Genomic DNA, 13,374 nt, shown 5'->3' with positions numbered 1-13,374 from the left:
CTTCGCGACGGGCTCGTGCGGGGGCCTCAGGACTTCTCGGCCTCGAAGGCGCGCAGCAGATCCGCGGCGACGCTCACGGCGATCGTCGCGGGTTCCTTCCCGGTGACGTCGGCGAGACCGATCGGGGTCTTGATCCGGTCGATGACGGCCTCGTCGTGGCCGCCCTCGGTGGCGAGGCGCTTGCGGAACCGCCCCCATTTGGCGGCCGATCCGATCAGCCCGATGGAGCCGAGGTGCGTCGTGCGCAGGGCGGCGTCGCACAGGGCGGCGTCCTCGGCGTGGTCGTGGGTCATGATCAGGACGTGGGTGCCGTGCGGGAGTTCCTCGAGGACCTCCTCGGGCAGCAGCGGCGTGTGGTGCACGCGCACCCGCGCCACGGCGTCCGCGAGCACGTCGAGCCGCCCCTCGGCGAGGGTGTCGGCGCGCGTGTCGACCAGATGGAGGTCGAGGTCCTGGCGGGCCAGGATGCGCGCCAGTTCGAGTCCGACGTGCCCGACCCCGAAGATCGCCACCGCCCGTACCACCGGCAGCGGTTCGAGCAGCACCGACACCGTGCCGCCGCAGCACTGCACGCCGTGCTGGTTGGTCACCTTGTCGTTCAGCGCGAAATCGAGCAGTTCCGGCTCCGGCCCGGCCGCCTCGATCATCTCCCGGGCCCGGTCGACGGCGACGGCCTCCACGTTGCCGCCGCCGATCGAGCCCCAGGTCTCGGTCCGGCCGACCACGAGCTTCGCGCCGGCGTCGCGCGGTGCATGACCGCGCACGGTCGCGACGGTCACGAGAACGCCGGGCTCCCGGCGTTCCCGCAACCGCGCGACCGCGGCGAACCACGTCATGTCAGGCACCGCTCAACGCTTCCACGACTTCGGCGCGGACGGGGGAGGCACCGGCCCGCCGGGCCGCCTCGATCGCCCAGTACACCGCCTCCGGCGTCGCCGGCGAGGCCAGTTCGACACTGACGCCGGCCGGCCCGAACGCGGCGGCGGCCTGCCGCAGCGCCTCCCGCACCGAGAAGGCCAGCATCAGCGGGGGCTCGCCCACCGCCTTGGAGCCGTAGACCGCGCCCTCCTCACCGGCGTTCTCCAGGAGCGTGACGTGGAACTCCTCGGGCATCTCCGAGAAGCTCGGCAGCTTGTAGGTGCTCGCCGCCTGCGTCAGCAGCCTGCCCCGGTTCGGGCCGTCACCGGCGTCCCAGCGCAGGTCCTCCAGGGTCAGCCACCCCGCGCCCTGCACGAAACCGCCCTCGACCTGACCGATGTCGATCATCGGGGACAGGCTGTCGCCGACGTCGTGCACGATGTCCACCCGCCGGATGCGGTACGCGCCGGTGAACCCGTCCACCTCCACCTCGGCCGCGGCGGCGCCGTGGGCGAAGTACTTGAACGGCGAGCCGTGGAACGTCTTCGCGTCCCAGTGCAGCCCCTCGGTCCGGTAGAAACCGGCCGCCGACAGCTGCACCCGCTGGAAGTACGCGGTGCGCACCAGCTCGTCCCAGGCCAGCTCCCGGTCGCTGCCCAGGGCGCGCGCGACGCCCTCGACGATCCGTACGTCCGAGGCGTTCGAACCGAGCCGGGTGGCGGCCACCTGCAGCAGCCGTCCGCGCAGCTGCTCGCAGGCGTTCTTCACCGCCGCGCCGTTGAGGTCCGTCCCCGCGCTGGCGGCGGTGGCGGAGGTGTTGGGCACCTTGTCGGTACGCGTCGGGGCGAGGCGCACCTTGTGCAGCGGGACGCCCAGCGTGGTCGCGGCCACCTGGAGCATCTTGGTGTGCAGCCCCTGGCCCATCTCGGTGCCGCCGTGGTTGATCAGGACGGAGCCGTCCTTGTAGACCAGCACCAGCGCGCCGCCCTGGTTGAAGGCGGTCAGGTTGAAGGAGATGCCGAACTTCAGGCCGGTGAGCGCCAGGGCCCGCTTGGTGTGCGGGTGCGCGGCGTTGAAGGCGGCGATCTCGCGCCGGCGGGCGGCGATCCCGCCGTTCTCCTTGACCTGCTCCCAGACGGCGGAGATCCGCTCCGGCTGGACGACCGGCTGACCGTACGGCGTGGTCTGCCCCCGCCCGTAGAAGTTGCGCTCCCGCAGTTCCGCCGGGTCCAGGCCGAGCAGCGGCGCGCACCGGCCCATGATGTCCTCGATCACCAGCATGCCCTGGGGGCCGCCGAAGCCGCGGAAGGCGGTGTTGGAGACCTTGTTGGTCCTGGCGATGCGGCCGGTGACGCGGGCGTTGGGGATCCAGTACGTGTTGTCGATGTGGCACAGCGCGCGGGCCACCACCGGCTCGGACAGGTCCAGGCTCCAGCCGCCGTCCGCCGTGAGGGTGGCGTCGAGGGCCTGGATCCGGCCGTCGGCGTCGAAGCCGATCCGCCACTGGGCGTGGAAGCCGTGCCGCTTGCCGGACATGGTCAGGTCCTGGGTCCGGTTGAGCCGCACCCGGACCGGCCGCCCGGTCAGCCTGGCACCGAGCGCGGCGACGGCCGCGAAGCCGTGCGGCTGCATCTCCTTGCCGCCGAAGCCGCCGCCCATCCGCAGGCACTGCACGGTCACCTCGTGACTGCGCAGACCGAGCACGTGGGCGACGATCTCCTGGGTCTCGGAGGGGTGCTGGGTGCTGCTCTGCACGAACACCTGCTCGGCCTCGTCGACGTAGGCCAGTGCCGCGTGCGTCTCCAGGTAGAAGTGTTCCTGGTCGGAGAAGTGCAGCTCCCCGGTGAACACGTGCGCGGAGTCGGCGAAGCCGGCGTCGACGTCGCCCGTCGCCATCACGGGTCGGGCGCCGTGGAAGCTGCCGGCCGCGATCGCCTCCGGCAGCGTGATCAGGGAGGGCAGTTCGTCGAGTTCCACCTCGACGGCCGCCGCGCCGAGCCGGGCCGCCTCCAGCGTCTCGCCGAGCACCCAGGCGACCGCGTGCCCGTGGAACATGACCACGTCGGGGAAGAGCGGCTCGTCGTGCTTCATCCCGGCGTCGTTGACGCCGGGCACGTCGGCACCGGTCAGCACCCGGACCACACCGGGCACGGCGAGCGCCGGCTCGGTGCGCAGCGCGGTGATCCGGCCGTGGGCCTTCATGACCTGTACCGGGTGGGCGTGCAGCACGTCCTTGGTGCGGTGGATCAGGTCGTCGGTGTAGAGCGCGGTGCCGGTGACGTGCTGGACCGCGCTCTCGTGCGGCAGGGGAAGGCCGACGACGGACTTCTCGGGGCGTTCGGACAACTGGCTCATGACGACACCGCCTCGGTGGTTCGCGTGTACAGCTTCAGCAGGCTCCGGCCGAGCATCGCGGAGCGGTAGGCGGCGCTGGCCCGGTGGTCGTCCATCGGCGTGCCCTCGTCCCGCAGCACCGGCGCCACGGCCTCGACGGTCTCCGCCGTCCACGGCCTGCCCTCCAGGGCCGCCTCGGTGGCGAGGGCGCGGATCGGGGTGGCGGCGACGCCGCCCAGGCCGATGCGCGCCTTGCGGACGACCCCGTCCCGGACGTCGAGCGCGAAGGCGACGGCCACGCTGGAGATGTCGTCGAAGCGCCGCTTGGCGATCTTGTGGAAGGCCGTGACCGGCGACAGGGGCAGCGGGATCCGCACCGAGCGGATCAGCTCGTCGGCCCGGCGCACGCTCTGCCGGTAGCCGGTGAAGTACTCGGCGAGGGGGACCTCGCGCTCGCCGTCGGCGTCGGCGAGGACCACCGACGCCTCCAGCGCGAGCAGTGCCGGCGGGCTGTCGCCGATGGGGGACCCGGTGCCCAGATTGCCGCCGAGGGTCGCGCCGTTGCGGATGAGGCGGGAGGCGAACTGGGGGAACAGCTCCGCGAGCAGCGGGACTTCGCCGCCGAGGCGGCGCTCGATCTCGGTGAGGGTCAGCGCCGCGCCGATCTCGATGGCGTCGGACCCGACGCGCAGCTCCCGCAGTTCGGGGAGCCGGTCGACGGCGACCACGCAACCGGCGCGCCGGGAACGGATGTTGACCTCCACGCCCCAGTCGGTGGAGCCGGCCACGACCACCGCGTCGGGCCGCTCGCGCAGCAGCCGCAGGGTCTCGGGCAGGGTGCCCTTCCGCAGGAACGCGCTGTCGTCCCGGACGTACGCGGTGGCGACCGGCGCGGGCGGGGCCTGTTCGCGGCGCCGCGCGAGGGGGTCCTCGTCGGTGGGCGTGCCGACGGCGAACGCGGCGTCGCGGATCGGGCGGTAGCCCGTACAACGGCACAGGTTCCCGCTCAGCGCGTGCAGGTCGAAACCGTTGGGGCCGTGCTCGGCGCCGGATCCGCCTTCCGCGTCCGCGTGCGCGCAGCGGTCGGGACGGTAGTACTCGGCCGCCATGCTGCAGACGAACCCCGGTGTGCAGTAGCCGCATTGGGAGCCGCCGCGGACCGCCATCTCCTCCTGGACGGGGTGCAGGACGGGCGGCGTGCCGGGCGCGCCGGCGGTGGCGAGGCCCTCGGAGGTGACGACCTCCTGGCCGTCGAGCGCGGCGACCGGGACAAGGCAGGCGTTGACCGCCACCCAGTCGGTGGGCTTGTCCACCCCGGGGCGGGCCACCAGGATCGAACAGGCGCCGCATTCCCCCTCGGCGCAGCCCTCCTTGGTGCCGGTGAGTCCCCGCTCGCGCAGGAAGTCCAGCACCGTGGTGTGGGCCGGGGCCGGTGCGATCGGTGCTTCTTCTCCGTTGACGGTGATGCGCGCCGCTACCATGACGGGCCCTCGATTCCGTGCGCGATGGGTCGATTCCTCATGTTCGCCAATGTCGGGCAGCTTTCTGTGTTCGGACGCGCCACGTCAGGGAAGCGGGCGCGGAACGGCACGCGGCGGCGGCGTGCCGGGAAAGGGTGAAGGGAAGGCGGAGACGTGCCGCGAGCGGGCACGGGAGGAACGGCGTCGTCAGCAGCCGTGGGCGATGCGACCCGGGACCCAGACCGTGGTGTGGGCGAGGCGGCTCAGGTCGGAGCTGGTGTTCATCCGCGATCGCCTCCTCTTGATCGTCATGGGTCGATGCTGAGCGCAAATTAATGCCCGGCGCTCACCGAGGTCAAGAGCCGTCCGAGCCGCGTACGTCTGTGAACCGGATGGCTCTCGACCGAAACACCGGTGGGACGGTTCCGCGGGCCGTTCCGAGGGTGTGCCGTGCGGCGCTGCAGCTGTCCCGCCTCGTCGTCGTCCCGGTGCTCGTCCCGTTCCCGTTCGGAGCCCCCGGCCCGCTGATCGCGCGGAGGGAGGCCCCGGAGCCGGCCGCCGTCGTCGGGGCGGAGGCCCGGGCCTGTCTTCCGGATCAGACCCAGGGCGGATCCCCACCCTGCACCGTTGCATTCAGGTGCAGGGTCATTGCATCAATTTAGCCTTGTTGAGCTGGAGTTGTTGATTATCGATCGTTGACGAAAATGTGAACGCAACATAGCTTCGGGTGCATCGCCCACTGATGCCGCGAGATCGGGGAATGCCATGACCGAGTCCGTCCACACCGTCACGACGCTGCCGACCGAGCGTCCGCCCGGCTGCCCCTTCGACCCGCCGGCGGAGCTGATCGAGGCCCGTGGGCACGGCCCGATCAGCCGCTGCACCCACCCCGGCGGGAAACCCGGCTGGCTGATCACCGGATACGACCTCGTCCGGTCGGTCCTGGCCGACCCGCGGTTCAGCTCGCGCAAGGACCTCCTGAACGTGGTCGACTTCGAGCTCCCCCCGGCGCCGCCCGGCGAGTTCCTCCTCATGGACGAGCCGGAGCACAGCCGCTACCGGAAGCCGCTCGTGGGCAAGTTCACCGCACGGCGGATGCGTCTGCTCACCGAGCGGATCGAGCAGATCACCGCCGACCGTCTGGACGCGATGGAGGCGGCCGGCCCCTCGGCGGACCTGGTGACCGCGTTCGCCAAGCCCATCCCCACCATCGTGATCTGCGAGATCCTGGGCGTGCCGTACGAGGACCGGGCGTCCTTCCAGGAGCAGATCGACAAGTTCATGGGCGGGGAGGTCGGCGACGAGGAGCTGATCGCGGCCTACACCGCCACCCAGGAGTACCTGGCGCGGCTGGTGGCCGCCAAGCGCGCGAACCCCACCGACGACGTCCTCAGCGAACTCACCGACAGCGACCTGACCGACGAGGAGCTGAAGGGCATCAGCCTCATCCTCCTGGCGGCCGGCTTCGACACCACCGCCAACATGCTCTCCCTCGGCACCTTCGCGCTGCTGCGGAACCCGGAGCAGCTCGACGCGCTGCGCGCCGATCCCGCGCTCGTCGACGGGGCGGTGGAGGAACTGCTGCGCTATCTGAGCGTCGCCAAGACGTTCCACCGGACCGCGCTGGAGGACGTCGAGGTCGGCGGACAGCTCGTCGAGGCCGGCACCACGGTCGTCCTGTCGTACCACACCGCCAACCGCGACCCCGAGCGCTTCACCGACCCCCACGAGCTCGACCTCCGGCGGGAGCCCACCGCCCACCTGGCCTTCGGCCACGGCATCCACCTGTGCCTGGGCGCCCAGCTGGCCCGCGTCGAGATGAGGGTCGCGTTCGCCGCGCTGCTCGAGCGCTTCCCCACGCTGCGCCTCGCCGTCCCCGCCGAGGAGGTGGAGCTGCGCCCGGAGACCGCGGACATCTACGGCGTCAAGAGCCTTCCGGTGACCTGGGACGCCTGACCGGGGACGACCCGAGACGGCCGGGGAGGGCCGGAGACGGCCGGAGACGGCAAGGTCGGCCCGAGACGGCAAGGTCGGCCCGAGACGGCCGACCGGCCCGAGACGGCCGGGGACGGCTTGAGGTGGCCAGGGACGGCCCGAGGCGGCCGGGGACGGCCCGAGGCGGTACGGACGCCGGCGGCCCGGAGGCTCCTGTGCTCCTCCGGCCACCGGCCGGACCGCGGAAGCGCCCGCCGAAACCGGCGTCCGGACCCACCCGCAGGCCCCGTGCGCCCGGACGGGCGAGTTCCGGGCGCCGCCCCGCCCGTGGGCCGGTCCCGGGTCCTTCGTCCGCCGCACCGGATGTGGGACGGTGAGGACATGCCGGTTCCCGTGATTCTCGACTGCGACCCCGGTCACGACGACGCCTTCAACATCCTGCTGGCCGCCGCCCACCCCGCGATCGAACTGCTCGCGATCACCACGGTCGCGGGCAACCAGACCCTGGAGAAGACCACGCTCAACGCCCGCCGGGTCTGCTCCGTGGCCGGGATCCGGGGCGTGCCGATCGCGGCGGGCCGCGACCGCCCGCTGCACGCACCGCCCCGGATCGCCGAGAACATCCACGGCGACTCCGGCCTGGACGGCCCCGGCTTCGGCGAGGGAGAACCGGAGGTCCCGCAGGACCCGCGCGACGCCCTCACCCTCATCCGGGACACCCTGCTCGCGCACCCCGCGCCGGTGACGCTCGTCCCGACCGGACCGCTCACCAACATCGCGGTCTTCCTGCTCGCCCACCCCGAACTCGCCGCGCGCGTCGAGCGGATCGTGCTCATGGGCGGCTCGACGGAGCGTGGCAACACCACGCCCGCCGCCGAGTTCAACATCCTGTGCGATCCGGAAGCCGCGGACATCGTCTTCCGCAGCGGGCTGCCGGTGACGATGTTCGGCCTCAACGCGACCCACCAGGTGCGGGCCACCGCCGAGGTCGTCGCCCGGATCGCCGCGCTCGGCACCCCGCTGAGCGGGCTCTGCGTCGACCTGCTCACCTACTTCGCGTCCAGGTACCGCGAGGTGTACGGCTTCGACGCGCCCCCGCTGCACGATCCGCTCACCGTCGCCCACCTCATCGACCCGTCACTGGTCAGTCTGGTGCGGGCGGCGGTGACGGTGGAGCTGAACGGCACGCACACCCGGGGAGCGACGGTGGTCGACCTGCACGGGGTGACGGGCCGGCCCGCCGACACCGAGGTCGGCGTGGAGGTCGACACGGACGCGTTCTGGAACCTGATCGTGGAGGCCGTGCGCGTCCTCGGCCGGCCCTCGTGACGGTGGGGCGGCACCATCGGAGACGGTGCCGCCCCTTCAGCCGGACCAGGTCACTTGCCGAACCACGCGTTGTGGACGGTCAGCGTCGACGTGTTGCCCTGCTTGTCCGTGACCTCGGCGGAGAGCGAGACGCCGCCGTCCTTCGCCGGGCTCTTCACGGAGACCGCGCCGTCCACGACCTTCACGGGCCGCCAGGTCTTCCCGTCGTCGTAACTCACGGACACGGTGAGGGACTTGAGATTCGTTCCGGCGGCCGAGCCCTGCACGGTCACGGGGACCCGGACGGACCCGTGCTCCGGGAGGCGCGAGGCGAGGTCGACGGGGGCCGCGAAGCGGACCGTGGACACCGGCAGCGCCGTGGTGGCCGCGACCCGCTTCGAGCGGAACGTGAAGCCGGCCTCGATCCGCGTGGAGGCCGCGGCGGCCTTCGCCGGGCGTTCCACGGAGGTCGTCAGCCGGTACTCGGCGTCCGCGGCGTCGACCGTGAAGGGCTGCGAGCCGCTCAGCGGGTCGTCGTTCTCGGCGATCTCGACGCCGTCGCGGTACAGCGTCGACTTCGCCGAGGAGTACGGGCCCGCCCCCGGGTGTCCCTTGCCGTCGGCGAACAGCGGTACGGAGCCGACGATCCGCTCCTCGCCCGTGACCGGGTCGGGCGCGGTGCGGAAGACCCCCGCGCCCTCGCCCAGGAGCGGGCCGAAGACGCCGGTGTTGAAGGTCTCCCGGTACGTCCGGCCGGCCTCGTAGCGCTTCGGCCGGGCCATCTCGTAGGCGGCCTCCAGGGCCGGGTAGCCCCACTCGTCGAGCTCGCCCAGCTGGTTGAACCGGGTGAGCCAGGTGGCGCCGTCGGCGGTGGAGACGTAGAAGGTGCGGGTGCCCGGCGCCGCCTGCGGCGCGGAGAAGCCGTTGCCCTCCGGCGCGCCCGGCAGATGGGCGTACGGGGAGGCGAGCGCCGTCTTCCCGGCGGCGGAGGCGCCGAGGCCGACCTTGAGGGTGGCCAGCTCGCCCGCCTTCACGTGCCTGGTGTAGCCGGTCGCGACCGTGCTCGCCCTGCCGCCGAAGGCCACCGAGTACTGGCTGGTGGCGTCCTTGAGGAAGTGGGCGTCCCAGGTCTGCAGGAGGGAGCCGTCGGTGACGGCCGGACCCGCGTGGGCGGTGCGGAAGCCGGTGAAGCCCCTCAGGACCCAGCCGTTGCCGACGCGCCCGACGCCGGCGGTGGCGAGCTCGTAGTACGTCCCCGCGTAGTCCGCCCTGGTGATGCCGGGCACGGTGAGGTCCACCGGCTTGGTGGTGCGCGCGTCGACGACGACCGTGGTGTCGGCGGAGACGTCCAGCTTGGGCTGGGCGATCCAGTCGGTGCCCGCGGCGTAGTCCGACGGGTCCTGGTAGACGGCCGTGTTGAGCGTGTACGCGCCCTTGGGCACGCGGATCGTGTGGGCGCCCGGCTCGTTGTCGACGCGGGCCTGGAAGCCCGCGGCCGGCCCGCCGACACCCGTCAGGGTGTTGGCGAAGTACGAGGCGTCGGCCCCGTCGCGCCCGAGGGTGCGGACCGTCAGGTCGTACGACTCGGCCTCCCGGACGGCCACGGCGGCCGTGCGGACGGACCGGCCCGCGCCGGTGGCGGTGACGTAGCCCGAGTAGGCGCCGTCGACGTCGCCGATCCGGGTGTCGGCGACGAGACCGACCTCGGCCGTCCCGCCGGCGGGCACGGTCACCTTCGAGGCGTCGAGCGCGAAGAACCCGGCCGGGGCCGGCTTCCCCGACGGGTCGAGGACGGACACCGCCAGGTCGAGGGTGACGTCGGCGGTCCCGAGGTTGCGGTAGACGACCTTCCGGGTGACGGGCCTGTCGTCGGCGTGCGGCCACGAGGCGGTGCCGAAGTTCAGCGACGTGGGCTCGGCGACGACGCTCTGCGCGAGCGCCTCGTCGACGCGTATCCGGCCCGTGCCCTGCTGGAAGGGCGTGTAGGCCCCGCCCTCGGCGGAACCGGTCAGCACGCCCTTGAGCTCGGCGGACTTCCAGTCGGGGTGCCGCTGCTTCAGGATCGCGGCGGCGCCCGCGACGTGCGGGGTGGCCATGGAGGTGCCGTCGATCTGGAGGTATCCCGGCGCGGGGTGCGGCGTGCCGGGGCGCGTGTCGATCGCACTGCCCTGGGCGGCGGCCGCGGTGATGGCGACGCCGGGCGCGGTCACGTCCGGCTTGACGGCGCCGTCATCGACGCGCGGGCCGGTGCTGGAGAAGGGCGCGAGCCGGTCGTCCTTGTCGACGGCGCCGACGGTCAGCGCGGCGTCCGCACTGCCCGGCGAACCCAGGGACGACGCACCGGACTCCCCCTCGTTCCCCGCGGCGATCGCGAACAGGATGCCCTTCTCGGCGGACAGCCGGTCGACCGTCGCCTCCAGGGGGTCGACGCCGGGGCTGTCGGGCCCGCCGAGGCTGAGGTTGACCACGTCCGCGCCTTCGGCGGCGGCCCACTCCATGCCCGCGATGACGGCCGAGTCGTCCCCGTACCCCTCGTCGTCGAGGACCTTTCCGCTGATCACCTTGGCGCCGGGGGCGACCCCCTTGTACCGGCCGCCCGACCGGGCGCCGGTGCCGACGGCGATCGACGCGACGTGCGTGCCGTGCCCGACGCGGTCCACGGCGTCGGCGGAGGCGGAGAAGTTCTTCTCGCCGACGACCTGCGTCCTGAGGTCCTCATGGGTCCTGTCCACGCCGGTGTCGAGGACGGCGATCTTCACGCCCGTGCCGTCGAACCCGGACTCCCAGGCCTTGTCGGCGCCGATCTGCCGGACGCTGCGGTCCAGGCTCGCGCCGCGCACCCCGTCCAGCCACACCGCGGCGATGCCGGAGGCGGCGACGCGCGCGCCGGTGGCCTGGCGGTCGGTCAGCGCCTCCCACACCCGGGACACGTCCTCCGGGGACGTACGGACCGCGTCGGCGTTGATCGTCGGGAACGTGCGCCGCACCTGGGTGTCGCCGGCCGCGCGCACCCCGGCGCGTGCGGCGCCGGCGCTCCCCGCGTACCGCACGATCAGCTTGAGCCCGGCGCCGTGGCTCTCGCGCAGTCGCGGGTCGGTGAGCACGTCGAGGTCGAAGAGCCGCTGGTCGAGGCGGCCCGTGGCGATCAGACGCCGCGCGTCGGCGGGCACCACCAGGGTGTGGTCCCCGGAGCGCTCCACCTGTACGGGTATGTGCTCGCGGCCCTCGGCGGACTCGAAGCCCACCATCCGGCCCTCGGCGTCCACCACCACGCGGTCGCCCGTGACGAGCGGGATCCGCTGGGTGCCGCCGACGCGTGGGACGGTGTCGGACGTGGCCGCCGCGGTCGCGACGGTCGCCGTCGCGGGGCCGGTCATGCCTGCCACGAGGGCCACCGATGTGGCCGTCGCGATGGTGAGGGCGCGTGCTCTGTGCACCTGTGCGCGCAAGTCTCCCCCAGGAGTTCGGGATGAGGTCGGATGGTCGGTTCCGGCCAGGGGTGCCAAGGCTCCCGCCGTCGGTCAGCGCAGTATGGGAAGCGAGGCGGACGTGATCAACGACGGTCCGGGGGAGACGGGCCGGACCGTATGGATTCAGGCCATCCTGAGGTCCGTGAGTGCGACGGGGCCACGATGACGGTGTGACGGGAGCGTGACGGCGGGACGATCCTTCCGCGACGGCGGCGCGCACCGGCCCCGCGCGAACGCGGGCGCCACGGCCTTTTCGGAGGTCGTGCCCCGGGTGCCGGAGCGCGACCCTCCTCTTGGCCGTATCCGTACCCGGAGGGAACGGCTCTCCGTCCGGGCGCGGCCGGGGTGGTTTCCCGCGGTCACGGCCGGCTGCCCACCCGACTCGACTCGTGCCCGTACGGCACCCGCCGGCGGTGGTCCGGCCGTGCGGACCACCGGTACCCCGTGACGTGGACCCGGGACGGCCGGTCGTCGGGGCGCGGCACCACCAGCGGCCTGCAGCCGTGGAGGACCGGGACCGGCTGGACCACACCGAGGGCGAGGAGTCCGTTCCGGACGGCCCCCTGCGCGTCCGGCGCACGGCCGTGCGCCGGGGACCGGGCTTGTGCGGCGTCGCCGTGCACCTCCGCCGAAGGCCCGCGCGCTCGCCCCGGCGGCCACGGCGAGCGCGGACCGCGTGGTGCGGTCGCATCGGAGCCGAGGAGCAGAACGGAAAACGACCGCCGTCGGCGTCGACCGGGAGGAGGATCGCCCCATGCGCATTCTGATCATCACCGCCGGATCCCGTGGCGACGTCGCCCCCTTCACCGGCCTGGGGCGGCGTCTGCTCGACGCCGGCCACCAGGTCGCCGTCGCCGCCCACCCGACCTTCGCCGCGCTTCTCGGCGGGTGCGGCCTGGAGCACCGGATCGTGCCGGGAGACCCGCAGGGGCTGATCCAGGACTGGGCGCGGGCGGCCTCCCGGGAGGAGGCCCGGGCCTTGACCAGGGCGTACGCGGACGGGCTCGCCGACGGGGTGGCGGAGGCCGTGGAGGGCGGCGCCGACCTGCTGCTCACCCCCTTCGGCCCGGCCCCCCTGGCCCGCCTGGCCGGCGAGGCGTCCGGCGTCCCCGTCGTCGGCACCTACCTCGTACCGGCCTTCGCCACCCGGGAGTTCCCCCTGCCCCACGCCCGGAGCACCGACGACCTGGGCCCGGAGGGCAACCTCGCGGCGGGCCGGGAGGTGCTGGAGCGCGCCGGCGGAGCCTTCGCGGGAGCCGTGGCCCGGCTGCGCGACCGCCTCGGGCTGCCCGCCGGCACGCCCTCGGCACCGGGGGACATCCGGCCGGTCTTCCACGGCTACAGCCCCCTGGTGGTGCCGCGCCCCGACGACTGGCCGTCCCGGGTCCACGTCACGGGGTACTGGTGGTCCGCACGGCCGGACCACTGGCGGCCCCCGGCCGAGCTGACCGACTTCCTCCGGGCCGGCCCGCCCCCGGTGTTCATCGGCTTCGGCAGCATGGCGGCGGGGCAGGGGGAGCGGCTCGGCGAGCTGGTGGCCGCGGCCGTGCGGCGTGCCGGTGTGCGGGCGGTGGTGCAGGCGGGGTGGGCCGGGCTGAGCGGATGCGGCGACGACGTCCTCGCCGTCGGCGACGTCCCGCACGACTGGCTGTTCCCGCGCACCGCCGCCGTGGTCCACCACGCGGGCGCGGGCACCACGGCGGCCGGGCTGCGGGCCGGCGTGCCCGCCGTGACCGTCCCCGTCATGTACGACCAGCCGTTCTGGTCGGCCCGGCTGCACGCCCTGGGGGTCGCCCCGCGGCCCGTGCCGTTCGACGCCCTGACCGCCGAGGCCCTCGGCGACGCGATCACGGCCTGCCTGTCGGAGCCGTCGCACCGCCGCCGCGCGGCCGAACTCGCCCGGGGGATCGCCGCGGAGGACGGCGCCGCCGCCCTGCTCGCCCACATCGGCTCGGAAGGGGGATGACCCCCGGGCGCCCGGCCGTGTCCGCGAGGCGTCACGGGCACGG

At 73.6% G+C, this 13,374-nt stretch carries 7 protein-coding genes; 3 read left to right on the top strand and 4 right to left on the bottom strand.

Going from position 1 to position 13,374, the window contains the following annotated elements; translation table 11 throughout:
* Window positions 1–26 precede the first annotated feature (26 nt).
* The 3 genes from xdhC to IE180_RS07890 are packed head-to-tail and all read right to left on the bottom strand — an operon-like array spanning window position 27 to window position 4,673.
* Window positions 27–836, bottom strand: a complete 810-nt coding sequence (xdhC, locus tag IE180_RS07900) for a xanthine dehydrogenase accessory protein XdhC (protein WP_190156049.1) — start codon at window positions 834–836, stop codon at window positions 27–29.
* Window position 837: 1 nt separating this feature from the next.
* Window positions 838–3,213 carry a xanthine dehydrogenase molybdopterin binding subunit gene (gene xdhB / locus IE180_RS07895; RefSeq protein WP_190156048.1) on the bottom strand — a complete coding sequence of 792 codons (2,376 nt, stop codon included), beginning with the start codon at window positions 3,211–3,213 and terminating at the stop codon, window positions 838–840.
* On the bottom strand, window positions 3,210–4,673 hold the full coding sequence (locus IE180_RS07890) for a xanthine dehydrogenase small subunit (RefSeq protein WP_190156047.1): 1,464 nt from the start codon (window positions 4,671–4,673) through the stop codon (window positions 3,210–3,212). Before IE180_RS07890 ends, xdhB begins: the two co-directional genes overlap by 4 nt.
* A 744-nt stretch (window positions 4,674–5,417) precedes the next feature.
* On the opposite strand from IE180_RS07890, the gene IE180_RS07885 reads away from it, so the two are divergent.
* On the top strand, window positions 5,418–6,608 hold the full coding sequence (locus IE180_RS07885) for a cytochrome P450 (protein ID WP_190156046.1): 1,191 nt from the start codon (window positions 5,418–5,420) through the stop codon (window positions 6,606–6,608).
* A gap of 360 nt (window positions 6,609–6,968) precedes the next feature.
* Window positions 6,969–7,916 carry a nucleoside hydrolase gene (locus IE180_RS07880; RefSeq protein ID WP_190156045.1) on the top strand — a complete coding sequence of 316 codons (948 nt, stop codon included), beginning with the start codon at window positions 6,969–6,971 and terminating at the stop codon, window positions 7,914–7,916.
* A gap of 50 nt (window positions 7,917–7,966) precedes the next feature.
* On the opposite strand, the gene IE180_RS07875 is transcribed toward IE180_RS07880, so the two are convergent.
* Window positions 7,967–11,332 (bottom strand): S8 family peptidase, encoded by a 3,366-nt coding sequence (locus IE180_RS07875; protein ID WP_373302693.1) that lies wholly within the window; start codon window positions 11,330–11,332, stop codon window positions 7,967–7,969.
* A 787-nt stretch (window positions 11,333–12,119) separates the two neighbouring features.
* On the opposite strand from IE180_RS07875, the gene IE180_RS07870 reads away from it, so the two are divergent.
* The gene (locus tag IE180_RS07870; RefSeq protein ID WP_190156044.1) at window positions 12,120–13,331 is read left to right on the top strand and encodes a glycosyltransferase; all 1,212 of its coding nucleotides are present in this window, start codon (window positions 12,120–12,122) and stop codon (window positions 13,329–13,331) included.
* Window positions 13,332–13,374: the final 43 nt, after the last annotated feature.

Origin of the sequence: Streptomyces litmocidini (genome assembly GCF_014649755.1) — a bacterium.
In the GTDB taxonomy this organism is placed as follows: Bacteria; Actinomycetota; Actinomycetes; order Streptomycetales; family Streptomycetaceae; genus Streptomyces; species Streptomyces litmocidini.
Note: the sequence above shows the minus strand (reverse complement) of the source record. Positions and strands in the feature narration are given on the sequence as shown.

Bases quoted from the DNA above. Each gene is read 5' to 3' on its own strand.
- xdhC (WP_190156049.1), bottom strand. From the start codon at position 836: ATGACGTGGTTCGCCGCGGTCGCGCGGTTGCGGGAACGCCGGGAGCCC.
- xdhB (WP_190156048.1), bottom strand. From the start codon at position 3,213: ATGAGCCAGTTGTCCGAACGCCCCGAGAAGTCCGTCGTCGGCCTTCCC.
- IE180_RS07890 (WP_190156047.1), bottom strand. From the start codon at position 4,673: ATGGTAGCGGCGCGCATCACCGTCAACGGAGAAGAAGCACCGATCGCA.
- IE180_RS07885 (WP_190156046.1), top strand. From the start codon at position 5,418: ATGACCGAGTCCGTCCACACCGTCACGACGCTGCCGACCGAGCGTCCG.
- IE180_RS07880 (WP_190156045.1), top strand. From the start codon at position 6,969: ATGCCGGTTCCCGTGATTCTCGACTGCGACCCCGGTCACGACGACGCC.
- IE180_RS07870 (WP_190156044.1), top strand. From the start codon at position 12,120: ATGCGCATTCTGATCATCACCGCCGGATCCCGTGGCGACGTCGCCCCC.